We start from the raw sequence: 18764 nt of genomic DNA, 5'->3' as shown, positions 1-18764 counted from the left end.
GCTCCCTTTTTCATCGCTGGAATAAAACCATGCAACAGCAAACCGTATTGCAGGAAGCAGCCGCGCCGGTCGGCCTGGGCGAGGCATTCCTCTACTGGCTGAAACTGGGCTTCATCAGTTTTGGCGGTCCGGCCGGGCAGATTGCGATGATGCATGCCGAGCTGGTTGAAAAGCGGCGCTGGATCTCGGAACGGCGCTTCCTGCATGCGTTGAATTACTGCATGGTGCTGCCGGGTCCGGAAGCAACCCAACTGGCAATCTATATTGGCTGGCTGATGCACGGTGTGACCGGCGGCGTGCTGGCCGGCGTGCTGTTCGTACTGCCCTCGCTCGCCATCCTGTCCGGGCTCTCCTGGATTTACCTGGCCTATGGCGACGTCCCCCTGGTCGCCGGTATCCTGTACGGCATCAAGCCCGCAGTGGTGGCGATCGTGCTGGCGGCGGCCTGGCGCATCGGCAGCCGCACACTGAAGAACCGCTGGCTGCTGGCCATTGCGCTGGCAGCGTTCCTGGCCATCGCCGTCGCCGGCATCCCGTTTCCGCTGATCGTACTGACGGCGGCCCTGATTGGCATGGTCGGCTCGCGCGTACGGCCAGACAAATTCCAGCTCGGCGGCGGCCATGCAGCCAGCCACAAGTCTTACGGGCCGGCCCTGATCGACGACGACACCCCCACCCCCGATCACGCCCGCTACCGGCCGGCGCGGCTGCTGGCCCTGTGCGCGGCGGGCCTGCTGGTCGGCGCTGCCGTCTGGCTGTCAATCGTGCTGGCTTTCGGCGGCATGCATGGCCCTTACAGCCAGATGAGCTGGTTCTTTACCAAGGCGGCGTTCCTGACTTTTGGCGGTGCCTATGCCGTATTGCCTTACGTGTACCAGGGCGCGGTGGAAACCTATGGCTGGGTCACCGGCCCCCAAATGATCGATGGCCTGGCCCTCGGTGAAACCACGCCCGGCCCGCTGATCATGATCGTGGCGTTCGTCGGCTTTGTCGGCGGCTGGACCAAGGAAGTGCTGGGGCTGGGGCAGCTCGCGGCCGCAGGCGTGATCGGCGCCTGTGTGGCCACCTTCTTCACCTTCCTGCCCTCATTCATTTTCATCCTGGCTGGCGGACCGCTGGTGGAATCCACGCGGGACGACATCCGCCTGACCGCGCCGCTGACCGCCATTTCGGCGGCAGTCGTGGGCGTCATCGTCAGCCTGGCCGTATTCTTTGCACAACATGTATTCCACACTGAACGACCGTTCGGACAGTGGGACTTTGCCGCAGTGGCAATCACGGCACTGGCCAGCATTGCGCTGTTGCGCTTCAAGGCCGGAACAATCAGCTTGCTGGCTGCCTGTGCACTGGCGGGCCTCGTGGTATCTTATCTTCGCTAACATCATCGGTGCGTTGCGAGCTGCTCGCACGACAAGGTTCACACCATCATGGTCGTCAAAGTCATTCCCATTGCCGAGCAACGCTATCCGGACCGGCCCGCTGTCATTCCGGACGTTCTCGAAACCCCTACTGGCCTGCTGAGCGACACCCTGTCGCGGCCGCTGCGGGACTTGCGCATCTCCGTCACCGACCGCTGCAATTTCCGCTGTGTGTATTGCATGCCCAAGGAAGTATTCGACAAGGACTATGCGTTCCTGCCGCAAAGCTCCTTGCTCACGTTCGAAGAAATTACCCGCATAGCGCGCCACTTCGTCGCGCATGGGGTCAACAAGATCCGCCTGACGGGCGGCGAACCGCTGCTGCGCAAGAACATCGAAAAATTGATCGAGATGCTGGCCATGCTGCGCACGCCAGGCGGTACGCCGCTCGACCTGACGCTGACCACCAACGGCTCACTGCTGGCGCGCAAGGCGCAGTCGCTCAAGGATGCCGGCCTGACCCGCGTCACCGTGTCGCTCGACTCGCTCGACGAAACCGTATTCCAGCGCATGAATGACGTCGATTTCCCGGTCGCCGAAGTCCTGCATGGCATCGACGTCGCGCAACAGGTCGGCCTGGGCCCGATCAAGGTCAACATGGTCGTCAAGGGCGGCATGAACGACCAGGAAATCGTGCCGATGGCGCGCTACTTCAAGGACACGCCGGTCATCCTGCGCTTTATCGAATACATGGATGTCGGCGCGTCCAACGGCTGGAAGCTCGACGAAGTGATTCCCTCGGCCGAAGTCGTGCGCCGCATCAGCGCGGAAATGCCGCTCGTTGAAACGCAATCAAACTACACTGGCGAAACCGCCGCCCGCTGGCGCTATCGCGATGGCGGCGGCGAGATCGGCGTCATCGCCAGCGTCACGCAAGCGTTCTGCGGCGACTGCACGCGCGCGCGCCTGTCGACCGAGGGGCGGGTCTATACCTGCCTGTTCGCCAGCGCCGGACATGACTTGCGCAGCCTGCTGCGCAATGGCCACAGCGATGCCGAAGTGGAAAGCGCAATCGCCCATTTGTGGCGCCAGCGCGGCGACCGCTACTCGCAACTGCGCACCATCAATACCGAAGGGCTGGCGCAGGCGCGCCGCAAAGTCGAAATGTCCTACATTGGCGGGTAAGGCAGCCATGCGGCTCCCGGAAAAAGAAAGCAGCTTCATGTCAACAGCCCAACAGCCATTGCACCCGTCCCTGGACCAGATCGCCAGTTGCGTATCGGGCTACGACCCGGACGCCTTGCCCGTCGCCAGCGCACAACAGGTGATCCGCTCCTTCATCCGTCCGGTCGACTCGGTCGAGAAGCTGGCAATCCGCGCGGCGCTGGACCGGGTACTGGCAGCCGACATCATTTCACCGATCAATGTCCCGGCGCATGACAATTCTGCGATGGACGGCTATGCAATCCGCTCCGCCGACCTGGACGACAAGGACGTCAGCCTGCAGGTAGTCGGCACCGCCTATGCCGGTCGCGCCTTCAGTGGCGACGTCGGTCCGGGCCAGTGCCTGCGGATCATGACCGGCGCCATCATGCCGCCCGCTTGCGATACGGTCGTGCCACAGGAATTCACCCGCGACGGCAACGCGCAATCGGTCACCATTCCCGCTGGCGTGGTACGGGCCGGCGACAACCGGCGCTTTGCCGGGGAAGACCTGGCCGCCGGCAGCATTGCGCTAGCCAAGGGCAAGATACTGCGCCCGGCCGACCTTGGCCTGCTGGCATCGCTGGGGATTGCCGAAGTGCCTGTACAGCGGCGACTGCGGGTCGCATTTTTTTCCACCGGCGACGAACTGCGCTCGATTGGCGAAGCGCTCGACGAAGGCTGCGTCTACGACAGCAACCGCTACACCTTGTATGGCATGCTGCGCCGCCTTGGCTGTGACATCGTCGACATGGGCGTGGTGCGGGATGAGCCACAGGCGCTGGAAGAGGCTTTCCGCAGCGCGGCGGAAAATGCGGACGCCATCATCACCTCCGGCGGCGTCTCGGTCGGCGCGGCCGATTACACGCGGCACATGATGGCCAAGCTCGGCGACGTTTGTTTCTGGAAAATCGGCATGCGGCCCGGCCGCCCGATGGCATTCGGCCATATCTCCTCGGGCGGACGCGGCGCGTACCTGTTCGGCCTGCCCGGCAATCCGGTGGCGGTGATGGTCACGTTCTACTTTTTTGCGCGCGAGGCCCTGTTGCACATGATGGGGGCAAGCCCCGCGCCACTGCCGCTGATGTCGGTCGTTTCCAGTTCCGCCATCCGTAAAAAGCCTGGCCGCACCGAATACCAGCGCGCCATCCTGAGCACCGCAGCCGACGGCAGCCGCAGCGTCAGTATTACCGGCGCCCAGGGCTCAGGCATCCTGCGCTCGATGTCCGAGGCCAACTGCATGGTGGTGCTGCACCACGAGCAGGGCCAGGTTGCCGCCGGCGACATGGTCGACGTCATCCTGTTTGAGGGACTGCTCTGAAATAGCATCGGGCAAGAACGTATTTGACCCGGTATGGCGCCCCGGCGTGTTGTGCGAACGGTTACAATGTCTTTCAGGCAAGATTGACGAGAGATAAAATTGTTTACCAGTCATGCACATCATCAGAAAAGCTCAACATCCTTGCAGCAACCGACCATCAAGCGGGCGCGTGATTGCCTGAGCGTGGAGCTCCCGCTGCGCCGGGTCTGCCGTTGATGCCTGTCCACAAGCCGATCATGGCGCATGACCATTGCCAGGAAAGCCCGTTGCGCCGCATGGTAGCGGCGGGCGGCTTGCTTGCTTCCCTGCTGGGTTGTTCAAGCGCAATGGCGACGGAGCATGGACCAGAGGTCGATGAACTGGTGCGCATGCCCATCGAGCAGTTGCTCGATGCCGAGGTCTACAGTGCCTCGAAGTACCTGCAAAGCGCCAGCGACGCGCCTTCGGCGGTTTCGGTGGTCACCTCTGAAGAAATACGCAGCTTCGGCTGGCGCACACTGGCCGACATACTGCGCACCCTGCCCGGCCTGACTGTCAACCAGGACCGCAATTACACCTATCTCGGCGCGCGCGGATTCCTGCGCCCCGGCGACTACAACACACGCTTCCTGTTGCTGATCGACGGCCAGCGCACCAACGATGCCGTGTACAACCAGGCGGCGGTCGGCACCGAATTCATGCTGGACATTGACCTGATCGAGCGCGTCGAATACGTGCCTGGCGCCGGATCATCGATGTATGGCGCCAACGCATTCTTCGGCGTCATCAATGTCGTGACCAAAAACCCTCGAAACCTGCCGCCGGTACAACTGTCGGGCGAAGCCGGCCGGTTTGGCGGCGCCAAGGGCCGTGCCACGCTTTCGCTGCGTAACGATGCCGGCGCCGAACTGCTGCTGTCGGCCACCCGTTACCGCAGCACTGGCGCAGATTTGTACTACCCCGAGTTCGACACGCCCGGCAACAACAATGGCATCGCCCGCGGGCTGGATCACGACCTCGCCAATTCACTGTTCGCAAAAGGCAGCGCAGGTCCATGGCGCTTCACGCTGGCGCACGCTGAACGGACCAAAGGCATCCCGACCGCCTCCTTCGCGCAGGTATTCAATGACCCGAGGTCGCTCACGCGCGACGTCCAGACCCGGGGGCAAGTCGGCTATCGCGATGTGTTGTCGAGCAACACTGAACTATCGCTGAACCTGTCGTTCGGCCGCTACCAGTACGAAGGCGACTACGTTTATGACGTGCCGCCCCTGAATATCCAGCGCGATGGCAGCGTGGGCAGCACGATCGCCGCCGACATCAAGCTGGTCAGCACGCGCTTTAGCGGACACAAGCTGGTGTTTGGCGCCGAACATTCGGTGGACCATCGCCGCGCGCAATACAACTACTACGTTGCACCCTATGTTGCCGGCCTTGACGATCGCCGGCGCGGGCGCAGCACGGGATTGTTCATCCAGGACGAAATCATGCTCGGGCCAAAGCTGGTGCTCAATGCAGGACTGCGCCTGGACTCCTCTGAAATCACCACATCCATCCTCAATCCCCGTCTGGCGCTGATCTACAAGCCGCGCACGGGAACCGTGATCAAGGGCATTTTCGGCACCGCGTACCGCGATCCCAATGCGTATGAAATGTATTACCAGGCGCCCGCCCCCGACGGCCAGAACGCCAATCCCCGGCTCAAGTCCGAGCGCATCCAGTCCCGCGAACTGATCGTTGAACAACGTTTGGGTCAAAACAGCAAACTCAGCGCCACGCTTTACCAGAATATCGTATCGGACCTGATCACCCAGAGCTATGATCCGGGTACGCAAATGTCGACCTTCCTGAACGCCGGCAGGGCCGTCGCACGCGGACTCGAACTGGCCCTGGATCACGCATGGGCCGGTGGCGCACGGTTGCGCGCCAGCACCACCATCCAGCACACGCATGACGGTACGGCCAGCGGGCATCCGGTCAACTCGCCACGGGTGTTGGGCAAGGCCAATATTTCCGTGCCGCTGGGTCGATTGCGCACCGGATTCGAAGCGCAATATGTCGGCCCGCGCAGCAGTCTGGCCGGACAGATCGATGGCTATTGGGTAGCCAACGCAACCCTGTTGTCTGCCAGCCTGGCAAAGGGGGTAGAACTATCCGCGAGCCTGTATAACGTTTTCAACCGGCGCTATGCCGACCCTGGTGGCAGCGAACACACGCAAGACAGCCTGCAACAGGATCCCCGTACCTGGCGCATGAAATTGACGATCGGCTTTTGAACTTGGTTTTTGCACGCACCTGCCGACGCTGGGCCCTGCAGACAGGGATTACGCTACTGCTTTGCAGTAGCGCGAGCTATGCTGCGCCCATCGCAGACTACCGGTTGAAAGCGGCAATCGTGTACAACCTGGCCCTTTTCACCAACTGGCCGGGCAATGCCATGCCAGTGGGGTCTGCGTTCAACGCCTGCTTCCTGAATGCACCGGAACTCAGGCAAGGCATGCAGGAACTCGCCGTGACGACGCTGCTTGGGCGGCGGCTGGAGCTGCAGACGGTCCAGGGCGGCGACAGCCTGCGCGACTGCGAATTGCTGGTGGTTGGCGCAATGCCGCGGGAAAAGTGGAACGCGGCCCGCAACTCCCTGGCTGGCTCTGCCATACTGACCGTTTCAGACCAGTTCGAGGTGCAGGACGGGCTCATGATTGCATTGAAAACCGAAGGTACGCGGATCGTGTTTGACGCCGACAATTCGGCGGCGCGCGCGGTCGGCCTGGTCATGAGTTCGAAACTATTGCGATTGGCGAGGAACGTCCGATGATGAATACCGCGCCGTTCAACCGAACCGGCCGCCTGTCGCACTGGATGGACTTGGCCACGCTGGTCACGGCCGGTGCGGCCTTGCTGCTGGCGGGAACCCTATTGACGATCTACCAGGTGGTCTCGTTGCGAAGCGCGCTGGTTGACGACTTGCGGGTACAGGCGCGCATCATCGGCGAAAACAGCGCCGCTGCCCTGGTTTTCAACGATCCCCGGGCCGCCCGCGAAACACTGTCGGCGCTGGAATATTCACCCAGTGTGCAGGCGGCCGCGATTTTCAGCCATGACCGCAGTACGCTGGCCCTGTACCAGGCACCCGACCAGATGGCGCCGACAATGCCGGACGCCGCGCTTTTGCGGACCGGCTATCAGTTCAGCGTCGCCGAGTTATTGGTGGCGCAACCGGTAAAGCTGGCCGAGCGCCAGCTCGGCACGGTCGTACTGCGCATCAGCCTGGAAAAATTGTGGTGGCGCGTGCTGGGCTACATTGCCCTGACACTGGCCGTTGCGATCGGCTCCCTGGCCATCTCGTTCGTGCTGGTGTCGCGCATGCGCAAAGTGGTGCGCCACACCGAAGCGCACCTTGATTACCTGGCCCATTCCGACTCGGTCACAGGGTTGCCCAACCGGCACGCGTTCAATGCCCGGCTGGCCTTTGCGCTGTCGAAGGTCGACCAGTTCGGCGGCATGGTCGGACTGCTGTTCCTGGACCTGGACAATTTCAAGGCAGTCAACGACACGCTGGGCCACCAGAACGGCGACCGCCTGCTGAAACTGGTCGCGCAGCGACTGGTCAAGATCCTGCGCACGACCGATACCATCTGCCGCATCGGCGGCGATGAATTTGCCGTGATCCTCGAATCGGCGAGCAGCTCCCGCGAGAGCGAATCAGTGGCCGCCAAGCTGTTGGCCGCGCTCAACGAGCCGTTCGTGATCGACAATATCGATTTGCATGTGACCGCCAGCCTGGGCCTGTCGATCTACCCGATCGACACCACCGACCTGCAAGCCCTGACCCGCAATGCGGACACCGCGATGTACCAGGCCAAGAACCGCGGCAAAAATGCCTTCGAGCGCTTCCACCCGGATATGGAGCAAAGGGCGAAAAAGCGCGTACAGCTTGAAAACAGCATGCGCCGTGCAATGGAACGCAATGAGCTGCGGGTATTTTTCCAGCCGCAGATCAGCATTGCCACCCGCCGCATCGTCGCCGTCGAAGCCCTGCTGCGCTGGGAGCATCCGGAACTGGGCCTGATACAACCGGTGGAGTTCATACCGATTGCCGAAGAATCCGGCCTCATCGTTCCGCTAGGAAAATGGGTACTGGAAGCGGCATGCCAGCAGGCTGCCCGCTGGGCCGCCGAGGGCATGCGCGAACTGCACATGGCGGTCAACCTGTCAGTACGCCAGATGCGCGAGGAAACAATGGTCGACGATATCCTGTCGATCCTGCGGGACACGGGTGTGTCGCCCGGGCAGCTCGAACTCGAAATCACCGAGACCGTACTGATGGAAAACGTCGATGACAACGTGCGCCTGCTGACCAGGCTAAAGGCCGCGGGCGTGCGTATCGCGGTCGATGATTTTGGCACCGGCTATTCGTCGATGGCCTACCTGAAACGCTTCCCGATCGACCAGCTCAAGATTGACCGCGCCTTCATCACCGGCCTGCCTGGCGACGCCGAGGACAGGGCCATCACGACCGCCATCATCGCGATGGCGCATTCGCTCGGTGTGATGGTCGTGGCTGAAGGCGTCGAAACTGCGGCGCAGCTGGCCTTCCTGGATGAAAACGGCTGCGACCGGGTGCAAGGCTACTTCCTGGGCGCGCCCTTGCCTGGGCCGCATATCACCGCCTTGTTGCGGGCGCAGCATGAAAACGCTGCGGCGAAGGCAAGCATAGCCGAGGCTTGAGGACGCAAGAGCGCGTCCAGACCCGTTCCCAGCCATTGCGCCTGTCTGGCCGGCCCGCCAGCACCCGCCACGAAAAGCCTGCCTGCCGCAGCCTGCCACCAGGCTGCGCCCGCCCGTGCGCAGCCTGCACGGGCGGGCGCAGACGTAAACGAAAAAGGCGAACCGGCCTTGCTTGCCTGGTTCGCCCTCACTTCCTTGCTGCACGACGCCGCCTGACTGCACGACGTCGTTACTGCATCATGACAATCAGCCGCCCGCTGGATGGTCGGTGTGCTGCAGTTCCCGCGAACGCTTCGAGCGCAACATGCCGCTACCCAGCACCGCACCAATGACCAGCGCGTACAGGACATAAGCCATCATTTCGTTTGCCGCGAAATACTCGCGCACTTTGGCGTCGGTCACGATCATCTTGACTGCCGTCCAGGCCAGGACACCGGCGCCGATATAGATGATTGCCGGAAAGCGCTCGACCCATTTCAGGATCAGCGTGCTACCCAACACCATGATGGGGATACTGATCAGCAGGCCGATCACGACCAGCATGAAATCGCCGTGTGCCGCGCCGGCTACGCCGAGAACGTTATCGAGTCCCATGACCGCATCGGCCACCACGATGGTACGGATGGCGCTGGCCAGTGAGACCTCGCCGACTGTCAGGTTCGAATGTTCATCGTGACTGGCGTCGGGAGCCAGCAGTTTCCACGCAATCCAGACCAGCAGCAAACCGCCAGCAAGTTGCAGCCATGGAATATTGAGCAGCCAGACGATCAGCAGTGTCATCACCACGCGCACCACCACCGCGCCAACAGTCCCGAGGATGATGGTAAGGCGTTGCTGATGGGCTGGAAGGCGACGCGCTACAAGCGCGATGACGATAGCGTTATCTCCTGCGAGCACCAGGTCGATCATGATGATCGCCAGCAGTGCCGAGAAAAACGCGGGTGAAAACAACTCCATGGAAGCTCCTTTGGTCCGACGCCCGGTTTGTTTCCGTGCTACTGGCAAAGGCACCCGGGTGCAAACCTTTACCAAACGGCTGGTAAAGGTCTGGCTACAACGCAATGCGTTGCCTGCAGCGCCGGGGAAAAATAAATTCCCGTAATGACGACATCTGCAGTGAAGCTACTCCCCCTTGAAGACCTGAACAATAGGTTGGATGCCCGGGCTTGTCAACCCGCAGATCTGGCAAAAAATTGACTTGTGCTAATTGTCACGAAATTCTTTCCGGATGGCCTCGTCCAGTACCTGCGCAATATGTACCGCCTCGCGAGCACTGCCCAGCCGGATTTGTTCGCGGCAGGAAAATCCGTTTGCCACCAGCCGCGTTGCGCCATCGCTGGCGCGCACCGCCGGCAGCAAGGCCCGTTCGCCGATCTGCTGCGCGGTGGCGGCGGTATCCGGATGGAAGCCGAAACTGCCGGCCATGCCGCAGCAACCGCTCTCGGGCGACGACCATTGCACGCCGGCGGCCGCCAGCATGGCTGCGTCCGCGCTCATGCCGAGCACCGCCTTCTGATGACAATGTCCTTGCACCAACGCCGTGCCGCCGGCTGGCGCCGGCCGGTAGCCGATCTGCTGCAAGTAGTCGGCAAACATCAGCGTTTGCGCCGCCAGCTTGCGCGCGCGCGCATCGTCCGGGAAAAGATTCAGCAGCTCGTCGCGGAACACACTGGTGCAGGAGGGTTCGAGGCCGACCACCGGCGTGCCGGCGTCGATCTCGGGTCCGAGCACATCGAGGATCTCGGCCAGTTGCGAGCGGGCCTGGTCGAGCAGGCCAAAGTCATACAGCGGGCGACCGCAGCACAAGCGCTTTTTCGGCAGCACGACGGTGCAGCCCGCGTGTTCCAGCACCCGCAGCGCCGCCTGGGCAACCTCCGGCTGGAAATGATTGCTGAAGGTATCCACCCACAAGATCACGCGCCGTGCGCCGGCTGGCCTGGCAACGAAGGTGGAACGGAAAGTGCGCAGCGCCAGCGGTGGCAGCGAGCGCCCGCGCGCGATGCCGCCGATGGCGCGGGCAATCGACGCCAGGGGTTCTTTTTGCGTCACCAGGTTGACCAGCCGCGGAAAAACGGCGGCCAGCGGCGCCCACTGCCCGATACGTCCCATGCTCCAGGCCTGTACCGGGCGGCGCTGCCGCTCGTAATAATGCGACAGGAACTCGGCCTTGTAGCTGGCCATGTCGACATGGGTCGGGCAATCGCTCTTGCAGCCCTTGCAGGCCAGGCACAGGTCGAGCGCTTCCTTGACTGCCTCACTGTTCCAGCCGTCCCGGACGACGTCGCCGCGCAGCATTTCGGCAAACAGCCGGGCGCGCCCGCGGGTTGAGTATTTTTCCTCGCCGGTGGCGCGATAGCTCGGGCACATGGTGCCGCCGTCTTGCGAGCGGCACTTGCCCATGCCGACACAGCGTTCGACGGCGCGCGAAAAATTGCCGAACTGGCCGTTGCCGTCTTTGGGAAAGGCAAAGCGGGTATCGAACCTGATCGGCCGGTATTCCGGCCCCTGCCGCAGATGTTCGTCGGCACGGTAAGGATCGATCAGCTTGTGCGGATTCATCCGGTGCAAGGGATCCCAGATCGCCTTGAATTCGCGGAAGGCCTGCATCAGTTCCGGGCCATACATGATGGGCAGGAATTCCGCCTTGGCCTGCCCGTCGCCATGCTCGCCAGTGAGCGAGCCACCGTAGCGCACCACCAGTTCGGCCGCTTCGCGCAAAAAAGCGCGCCAGGTACGGATGCCCTCCACGCTGCGCAAGTCGAATGTGATGCGGGCGTGGATGCAACCGTCGCCAAAGTGGCCGAACAGCGAGGTCTGGTAGCCATAGCGGTCGATCAACCGCTGGAATTCGCGCAGGTAATCACCCAGCCGCAGCGGGTCGACCGCCGCATCTTCCCAACCGACCACCGGGTCGGGTAGTCCCGGCTGGTCCTGCAGCGAGGTCGCCGACGCTCCCACTTCGCGGATCGTCCAGATACGCTCGGCCCACACCGGATCGTCGATCAGCCAGTGCGAAGGCGCAGCGCTTTCACCGGCCCACGAATCGACCAGCGCCTGCGCTTGCGCCTGTGCCTCTGCGCGCGTATCGGCGCCGAATTCAACCATGATCCAGGCGTCGCCGGCTGGCAGCCGGGCAATATCCTCAAGCCGCAAGCCGCGCCGTTTCAGGCCGCCAATGATCGCAATGTCGAGACCTTCAGTCGCAATCGGATTGAATGGCAGGATGCGCGGCACCGCATCGCCAGCCAGGTAAATGTCGGGGAAACCCAGCACCAGCACCGCGCGTTCGCGCGGACTATGCACCAGGCGTGTCCGGGCTTCCAGCGTGATGGCGCAGCCACCTTCGGTACCGACCAGCGCGCGCGCCACATTGAAGCCGTTTTCCGGCAGCAGCTGGTCCAGGTTATAGCCAGACACGCGGCGATTGATGTGCGGAAATCCGCTGCGGATGGCATCGGCATGACGGTCCCGCAAGTCGCGCAGCGCGGCGTAGATTTCCCCGCGGCGACCGCCAGCGGCAATGATCGCCTGCAGTTCGTCGTCAGTAGTAGGCCCGACCCGGAAACGCGCGCCATCGTAAGTCAGGATTTCCAGCGACTCGATATTCTCGACCGTCTTGCCAGCCATGATCGAATGCGCGCCGCAGGAGTTGTTGCCGATCATGCCGCCCAGCGTGCAGCGGCTGTGGGTGGCCGGGTCGGGGCCGAAAGTCAGCCCGTATTCCTCGGCCGCATCGCGCAAGGCGTCGCACACCACGCCCGGCTCGACGTCCGCCACATGGGCCACCGGATCGATATTGCGCACACGGTTCATGTACTTCGAGGTATCGATGACGACGGCCACGTTGACTGCCTGCCCGTTCATCGAGGTGCCGCCGCCACGCGCCAGCACCGGCACATCGTACTGCCGGCAGACCGACAAGGCGGCCTCGATATCTTCGGCCGAGCGCGGCAGCACCACGCAGATCGGAACTTGCCGGTAGTTGGATGCATCCGCGGCGTACACCGCGCGGCTGCCCTCGTCAAAACGGACCTCGCCCTGGATCGCTGCTTCGAGTGCGTGGCGGAAGGCGGCCGGCAAGGCGGCGCTATCGAACGTGCTGGTGACGGTGCTCGTGGCGGGGGTAGCTACGGTAATTTAAGGCTCCTGGTTCGACGGCATGGAAAGCGGTGCAAGGCGATGCCGGCGCCAGCCCAGGGCAATGCGCCCGATTGCGCCGCAAGCGGCGCCTGCGCGACCGGCAAGCCGCGCCTGCAGGATGCCGGCAGCGGTACGGCAAATCCAGCCCGTGCTAGCCCTGTCTGTTGCGCATCCAGTCCGCGGTCTGGAAAAAAGCCTGCATCAATCGCTGATGCAGCTCGTCGGGAAAGCCCTCGTCCTGCATCGCCAGCGCCATGCAGGCCAGCCATTGGTCTCGTTCGGCGATGCCAATGGAAAACGGCAAGTGACGCGCCCGCAACATCGGGTGGCCGATGCGCTCCATGTACAGGGAGGGACCGCCGGTCCAACCGGAAAGAAACCAGAACAGCTTGTCGCGCGAGCCGTCCAGCGTGGGCGGATGCATGGCGCGCAATGCCGTGAATTGCGGCTCCAGGTTCATCAGGTCGTAGAAGCGATCTACCAGGGCGCGCAGTCTTTGTTCGCCACCGATCAAGTCATACGCGCTTGGTTCTTGCGTTTCGTCAGTCGTCATGGGGCGAGATGATAACGCAATGAGACGGCGCGCGAAATCCATTGGCAGACCAGCAAAAATCCAGAACAAATGTTCGATTGACGCTTCTCAACCAAGATCTGATTAGCAATTTCATAACGTATTTACTTATTAATATTGCAAACATACGCAGCACCCAAAACCCAACCGACAAGGCGACAGAATCGTGCAAGACGCCATCCACAAGAATTCTCCGCGACTCGAACTCCTGATGCGCGTGGTCGATGTCATTGGCCTGTGGTGCGCCGGTCAATTGTCCGCACTGCTGAGCTTCAATACACCCCTGTCGGCGGCAACGCCGGTGCACACGATCCTGCTGTATTTCGGCTGTGCGCTGGCGTTCATCCTGTTCGCCAACTTCAACATGTACGGATCATGGCGCGGCCGTTCGATGCCTGCGATGTTCGGGCAAGTCGCCTTGTCGTGGGCTGCGGTCATGATGCTCGCGCTGCTGTTCAGCTTCCTGATCCATCACGTCGGCTCGCTGTCGCGCTTATGGATGTTCCACTGGTATGTGGTCGGCGTCATATCGCTGATGCTCACGCGCGCGCTGCTCTACACCGTCTTGCGTCACCTGCGCGAAAAAGGGATCAACAACAAGCGCGTGGTGATCGTGGGTTACAGCGGCATCGGCCGCGAGATGCATCGCCGCGCCAGCGAACAGAGCTGGTACGGCTACGACGTGAAGGCGATCTTCCCGGTCAGTGCACCGCCGGCCTCATCGCAGGCACAGGCAGCGGCTGCGGCCGATCTGGCCGGCATGCCTGCTGCGGGCGCCGAGCGCGTCGATTCGCTCACTGAACTGCCGGACTATGTCGCGCGCCATGAAATCCACGAAATCTGGATCACGCTGCCGCTGGCCGAAACCGAACGTCTGCAGCAACTGCAATACCTGCTGCGCAACGCGCTGGTGGATATCCGCTGGGTGCCCGACACGCTGTCGATGCAGATACTGTCCAACAAGGTCATTACTTTCCTGGGCATGCCGGCGGTCGATCTCAACCAGCCGGTCGCCGCCGACATGAATGCCATGGCCAAGGATGTGTTCGACCGGGTGTTTGCCGCCGTCGTGCTGTTGTTGCTGCTGCCCTTGTTCGTCGCCATCGGTACCGGCATCAAGGCGAGCTCGCCGGGACCGATATTTTTCCGCCAGCCGCGGCTCGGCCTGAACGGGCGGCCATTCATGTGCTTCAAGTTTCGCAGCATGCGGGTGCACCAGGAGCATGGCGCCGTGACCCAGGCCACGCAGGACGACCCGCGCGTGACCCGCCTTGGCCGCTTCCTGCGCCGCACCAGCCTGGATGAACTGCCGCAATTCATCAACGTCCTGCTCGGCCACATGTCGGTCGTCGGTCCGCGCCCGCATGCACTTCAGCACAACGAGCTGTACAAGAACAAGCTGGAAATGTACATGCTGCGGCACCGGGTCAAGCCAGGCATTACCGGATGGGCCCAGATACACGGCTATCGCGGCGAGACCGACACCGACGACAAGATGGCCAAGCGCGTGCAGTTCGACCTGCACTACATACAGAACTGGTCGTTTTCGATGGACCTGAAGATCATCGCCTGGACCGCATTCAAGGGCTGGACCGGCAACAATGCCTATTGACAGCGGTTCGGCCAGGACCGCTGCGCAGCGCAGGATCCACCCCGCCCTACCCCGACACTGACACTGACACTGTTCAAATCTGCAGGTAACGACAATATGACGATCCTGGTTCCGGTAATACTGTGCGGCGGCTCCGGCAGCCGCCTGTGGCCGCTCTCCCGCGAGAGCCATCCGAAACAATTCCTGCGCCTGCTCGGCCGCGAAAGCCTGTTGCAGCAGACACTGCAACGGCTAAAAGGCATCCCCGATATCGGCGCCCCGATCCTGGTGACCGGCGAGAGCACACGCTTCGTGCTTGCCGAGCAGTTGCGCGAAATCGGCATCGACAATGCGCAGATTTTGCTGGAGCCCATGCGACGCAACACGGCGCCGGCAATTGCCAGCGCCGCACTGCATGCGCAAACGCTGCATGAGGATCCGCTGCTGCTGGTGCTGCCGTCGGACCATGTCATCCAGGACCCTGCCGCCCTGGCCGCGGCGCTGGCGCAAGCGCGCGCCGCAGCCGCGCACGGCGATTTGCTGACCTTCGGCATCCAGCCAGGCCATCCCGAAACCGGCTATGGCTACATTCGCGCCGGCTCGGCGGAAACCGGGGCGGTCAGGCCGGTACTCGAATTTGTCGAGAAGCCGAACCAGGCGACAGCGCAGCAATACATCGACAGCGGCAATTTTTTCTGGAACAGCGGCATGTTCCTGTTTTCCGCGCGGCGCTACCTGCAGGAACTTGCGCTGTTCGAGCCCGCCATCGTGGAGGCTTGCAGCGCTGCGCTCGGCAAGAGCGTGCGCGACATCGACTTCCTGCGGCTCGATGCCGCCGCCTACGCCAATAGTCCGGACCAGCCAGTCGACATCGCAGTCATGGAGCGCACCGACCGTGCCGCCATGGTGGTGCTCGACGCCGGCTGGAACGACATCGGCAGTTGGGCCTCGGTGCACGATGCCTCCCCCAAGGACGACCATGACAATGTGGTGCACGGCGACGCCATGCTGCAAGACTGCGAGCACTGCCTGGTACATGCAAACAGCAGGCTGGTGACAGCAGTCGGCTTGCGCAACGTGGTGGTGGTGGAAACCGCCGATGGCGTGCTGGTGATGGATGCCGCCAGCGCCCAGGACACCAAAAAAATCGTCGCCCGCCTGTTGCAGGAAGGACGCAGCGAGGCCAACCAGCACCGGCAAGTATCACGGCCCTGGGGCTCCTATGACTGCATCGGCACTGGCGATCGCTTCCAGGTCAAGCGCATCGTCGTCAAGGAAGGCGCGAAGCTGTCGCTGCAAAAGCATCATCACCGCGCCGAACACTGGGTCGTCGTATCGGGCACCGCCCATGTGACGAATGGCGAAAGCGACTACTTGCTGTCGGAAAACCAGTCCACCTACATCCCGATCGGCGCGATCCACTCGCTGGAGAATCCCGGAAAAATTCCGCTCGAACTCATCGAGATCCAGTCCGGCGCCTATCTCGGCGAGGACGACATCGTGCGACTGGAGGATCGCTACGGCAGGGCATGACTGAGCCCGCGTTTTGCGTTGCCGGCGAACTCGGCGCCGTATCGACAAGTCCAATTTTCTGCTGCGCGCTTGCGTCGCCGCTTCCCATTGCCCTTATCCGTTAGCTCCCTCGACCCTCCAACCTCGGCCCGACATGCACAAGCAAATCACAAAAGCAGTATTCCCGGTAGCGGGTTTAGGCACGCGCTTCCTGCCGGTGACCAAGGCAAGCCCGAAAGAAATGTTGCCCATCGTCGACAAGCCCCTGATCCAGTACGCTGTTGAAGAGGCGATGGCTGCCGGCATCACCGACATGATCTTCGTGACCGGGCGCAACAAGCGCGCCATCGAGGACCACTTCGACAAGGCCTATGAACTGGAGGCCGAGCTGATCGCACGCGACAAACAGTCGATATTGACCGCCTTGCGCGGCATCAAGCCCGACAACGTCCAGTGCTTCTACGTACGCCAGGCCGAAGCGCTGGGACTGGGGCATGCGGTGCTGTGTGCCGAACGACTGATCGGCGACGAGCCATTCGCCGTCGTCCTCGCCGACGACCTGCTCGACGCCGGCGTACCTGTCCTGAAGCAGATGGTCGACCTGCATGCGCACTACGGCAGCAGCATCATCGGCGTCGAATCGATCCGGCCGGAACAGTCCCGTTCGTATGGGGTGGTGGCTGGAAAAAGCATTGCCGAAGGATTGCTCAAGCTGCACGACATCGTGGAAAAGCCGGCGCCGGCCGATGCACCATCGGACATGGGTGTGGTCGGGCGCTATATCATGACCTCGTCGATCTTCCGCCATCTGCGCGAAATGCCGCCCGGCGCCGGCGGCGAACTGCAGCTGACCGACGGCATCGCCCGGCTGCTCCGGCAAGAAGCGGTGCTATCCTATCGATTCGAAGGCAAGCGCTACGACTGCGGCAGCAAGCAAGGTTACCTGCAAGCGACAGTCGAGCTGGCACTGCGCCATCCCGAAGTGCGCGAGGAATTCCGCCAATACCTGTTGCAGATGCAATTGCAGCAGATGTCGCCATCGGGCGCAGAGCCAAAGGGGGCGGGCAGGCCGCAAGCGGCTACGCATTCCGTCATTTACATGTGATTCAAGATGCGCGCCGCGGCAAGCCTGGCCGCCGCGCCGGACGAAAGACTGAATGGAAAAAACCATACTGGTAACGGGCGCCTGCGGCTACATCGGCTCGCATACCTGCATTGAACTGCTGCAAGCTGGTTATAAGGTCGTCGCTATCGACAACCTGTGCAACAGTTCCCGTACCGCACTGGACCGGGCCGAGGAAATCGCCGGCCAGCCGATACACCTTGTCATCAGCGACGTGCGCGACCGCAAGGCACTGGACGCCATCCTGCGCGACCACGAGATCGATGCCGTGATCCACTTCGCCGGCCTGAAAGCGGTTGGCGAGTCGGTGCAAATGCCACTGACGTATTACGAAAACAATGTCCACGGCACGATCAACCTGTTGCAAGCCATGGATAAAGCGGGCGTGCGCCGCATCGTATTCAGTTCCTCGGCGACGGTGTACGGCGATCCCGAATCGGTGCCCATCCATGAAACCGCGCGCTTGCAGACAACCAATCCCTACGGCAGTTCCAAGCTGATGGTTGAACAGGTCATCAACGACCTGGTGCGCTCGGATGCGCGATGGCAGGCCGGGATCCTGCGTTATTTCAATCCGGTTGGCGCCCATCCGAGCGGGCTGATCGGCGAGGATCCGCGCGGCATACCGAATAACCTGATGCCCTTTGTGGCGCAGGTTGCGGTGGGCCGGCGCGATCGTCTGGTGGTGTTCGGGAATGATTATCCGACGCCCGATGGGACCGGGGTGCGGGATTACATCCATGTCGTTGACCTGGCGCGCGGGCATGTGGCGGCGCTGGATCGCCTGTTTTCTGCCGATGGGAGTTTTACGGTCAATCTGGGGACCGGGCGGGGATATAGCGTGCTGGAGGCGGTGCGGGCTTTTGAGGCCGCTAGCGGGCGGGCTATTCCTTATGTGATCGAGGGGCGGCGGGCGGGGGATATTGCGGTTTGTTATGCGTGTCCGGATTTGGCGTTGGAGTTGCTGGGGTGGGCCGCGCAGAGGGATTTGGCGGAGATGTGTGAGGATCACTGGCGGTGGCAGTCGGGGAATCCCGAAGGATATTGATTCGTTTTTTGGGGCTGCTTGCTTCGGGTTGTTTAATCGTGTTTTATGTTTTTTTGTGGTCAAGCGGGGGTGGCGCCCCCGCGGGCGCGTAACTTTCTTTTTGGCGGCGCCAAAAAGAAAGTCACCAAAGAAAAAGGCGCTAAAACCCATTTGGCTAACCGCACCGCGAAAGGCAACTCGATTCGAGCTC

Annotated in this window: 13 protein-coding genes; 10 read left to right on the top strand and 3 right to left on the bottom strand. The window is 62.3% G+C overall.

Features of this window, described 5'->3' with window-relative positions; genetic code table 11:
• Nucleotides 1-29: 29 nt before the first annotated feature.
• From chrA to Q7T64_RS16815, 6 genes are all read left to right on the top strand, one after another.
• Nucleotides 30-1379: a chromate efflux transporter gene (gene chrA, locus Q7T64_RS16840; RefSeq protein WP_304798094.1), complete on the top strand. Its 1350-nt coding sequence runs from the start codon at nt 30-32 to the stop codon at nt 1377-1379.
• Nucleotides 1380-1427: 48 nt separating this feature from the next.
• A complete protein-coding gene (moaA, locus tag Q7T64_RS16835; RefSeq protein WP_304798092.1) occupies nt 1428-2543 on the top strand; it encodes a GTP 3',8-cyclase MoaA in 1116 nt (371 codons plus the stop codon).
• A 37-nt stretch (nt 2544-2580) separates the two neighbouring features.
• Nucleotides 2581-3882 carry a gephyrin-like molybdotransferase Glp gene (glp, locus tag Q7T64_RS16830; protein ID WP_304798090.1) on the top strand — a complete coding sequence of 434 codons (1302 nt, stop codon included), beginning with the start codon at nt 2581-2583 and terminating at the stop codon, nt 3880-3882.
• 215 nt (nt 3883-4097) lie between these two features.
• Nucleotides 4098-6137 carry a TonB-dependent siderophore receptor gene (locus Q7T64_RS16825; protein ID WP_304798088.1) on the top strand — a complete coding sequence of 680 codons (2040 nt, stop codon included), beginning with the start codon at nt 4098-4100 and terminating at the stop codon, nt 6135-6137.
• 104 nt (nt 6138-6241) lie between these two features.
• Nucleotides 6242-6676 carry a YfiR family protein gene (locus Q7T64_RS16820; protein WP_304798086.1) on the top strand — a complete coding sequence of 145 codons (435 nt, stop codon included), beginning with the start codon at nt 6242-6244 and terminating at the stop codon, nt 6674-6676.
• Nucleotides 6673-8589, top strand: coding sequence for a bifunctional diguanylate cyclase/phosphodiesterase (locus tag Q7T64_RS16815; protein WP_304798084.1), 1917 nt, complete (start codon nt 6673-6675; stop codon nt 8587-8589). Before Q7T64_RS16820 ends, Q7T64_RS16815 begins: the two co-directional genes overlap by 4 nt.
• A 246-nt stretch (nt 8590-8835) precedes the next feature.
• Here the strand turns inward: Q7T64_RS16815 and Q7T64_RS16810 are convergent, their stop codons facing one another.
• The 3 genes from Q7T64_RS16810 to Q7T64_RS16800 all read right to left on the bottom strand — a co-directional run bounded on the left by Q7T64_RS16810 (nt 8836) and on the right by Q7T64_RS16800 (nt 13282).
• Entirely contained in the window at nt 8836-9546 is a 711-nt protein-coding gene (locus tag Q7T64_RS16810; RefSeq protein ID WP_304798082.1) for a TerC family protein, read from the bottom strand.
• Between the two features lie 246 nt (nt 9547-9792).
• Complete coding sequence (locus tag Q7T64_RS16805) at nt 9793-12669, bottom strand: FAD-binding and (Fe-S)-binding domain-containing protein (RefSeq protein WP_304798080.1); 2877 nt, start codon at nt 12667-12669, stop codon at nt 9793-9795.
• A 211-nt stretch (nt 12670-12880) separates the two neighbouring features.
• Nucleotides 12881-13282, bottom strand: coding sequence for a group II truncated hemoglobin (locus Q7T64_RS16800; protein WP_304798079.1), 402 nt, complete (start codon nt 13280-13282; stop codon nt 12881-12883).
• Nucleotides 13283-13466: 184 nt separating this feature from the next.
• Between Q7T64_RS16800 and Q7T64_RS16795 the strand changes: the two genes are divergently transcribed.
• The 4 genes from Q7T64_RS16795 (at nt 13467) to galE (ending at nt 18574) form a co-directional block, all read left to right on the top strand.
• On the top strand, nt 13467-14912 hold the full coding sequence (locus Q7T64_RS16795) for an undecaprenyl-phosphate glucose phosphotransferase (RefSeq protein WP_304798077.1): 1446 nt from the start codon (nt 13467-13469) through the stop codon (nt 14910-14912).
• A 96-nt stretch (nt 14913-15008) separates the two neighbouring features.
• Entirely contained in the window at nt 15009-16424 is a 1416-nt protein-coding gene (locus Q7T64_RS16790) for a mannose-1-phosphate guanylyltransferase/mannose-6-phosphate isomerase (RefSeq protein ID WP_304798075.1), read from the top strand.
• A gap of 133 nt (nt 16425-16557) precedes the next feature.
• Complete coding sequence (gene galU, locus Q7T64_RS16785) at nt 16558-17508, top strand: UTP--glucose-1-phosphate uridylyltransferase GalU (RefSeq protein WP_304798073.1); 951 nt, start codon at nt 16558-16560, stop codon at nt 17506-17508.
• Nucleotides 17509-17560: 52 nt separating this feature from the next.
• Nucleotides 17561-18574, top strand: a complete 1014-nt coding sequence (gene galE / locus Q7T64_RS16780) for a UDP-glucose 4-epimerase GalE (RefSeq protein WP_304798071.1) — start codon at nt 17561-17563, stop codon at nt 18572-18574.
• The last annotated feature ends 190 nt before the right edge of the window (nt 18575-18764 follow it).

Origin of the sequence: Lacisediminimonas sp., from assembly GCF_030645335.1 — a bacterium.
In the GTDB taxonomy this organism is placed as follows: domain Bacteria; phylum Pseudomonadota; class Gammaproteobacteria; order Burkholderiales; family Burkholderiaceae_D; genus Lacisediminimonas.
Note: the sequence above shows the minus strand (reverse complement) of the source record. Positions and strands in the feature narration are given on the sequence as shown.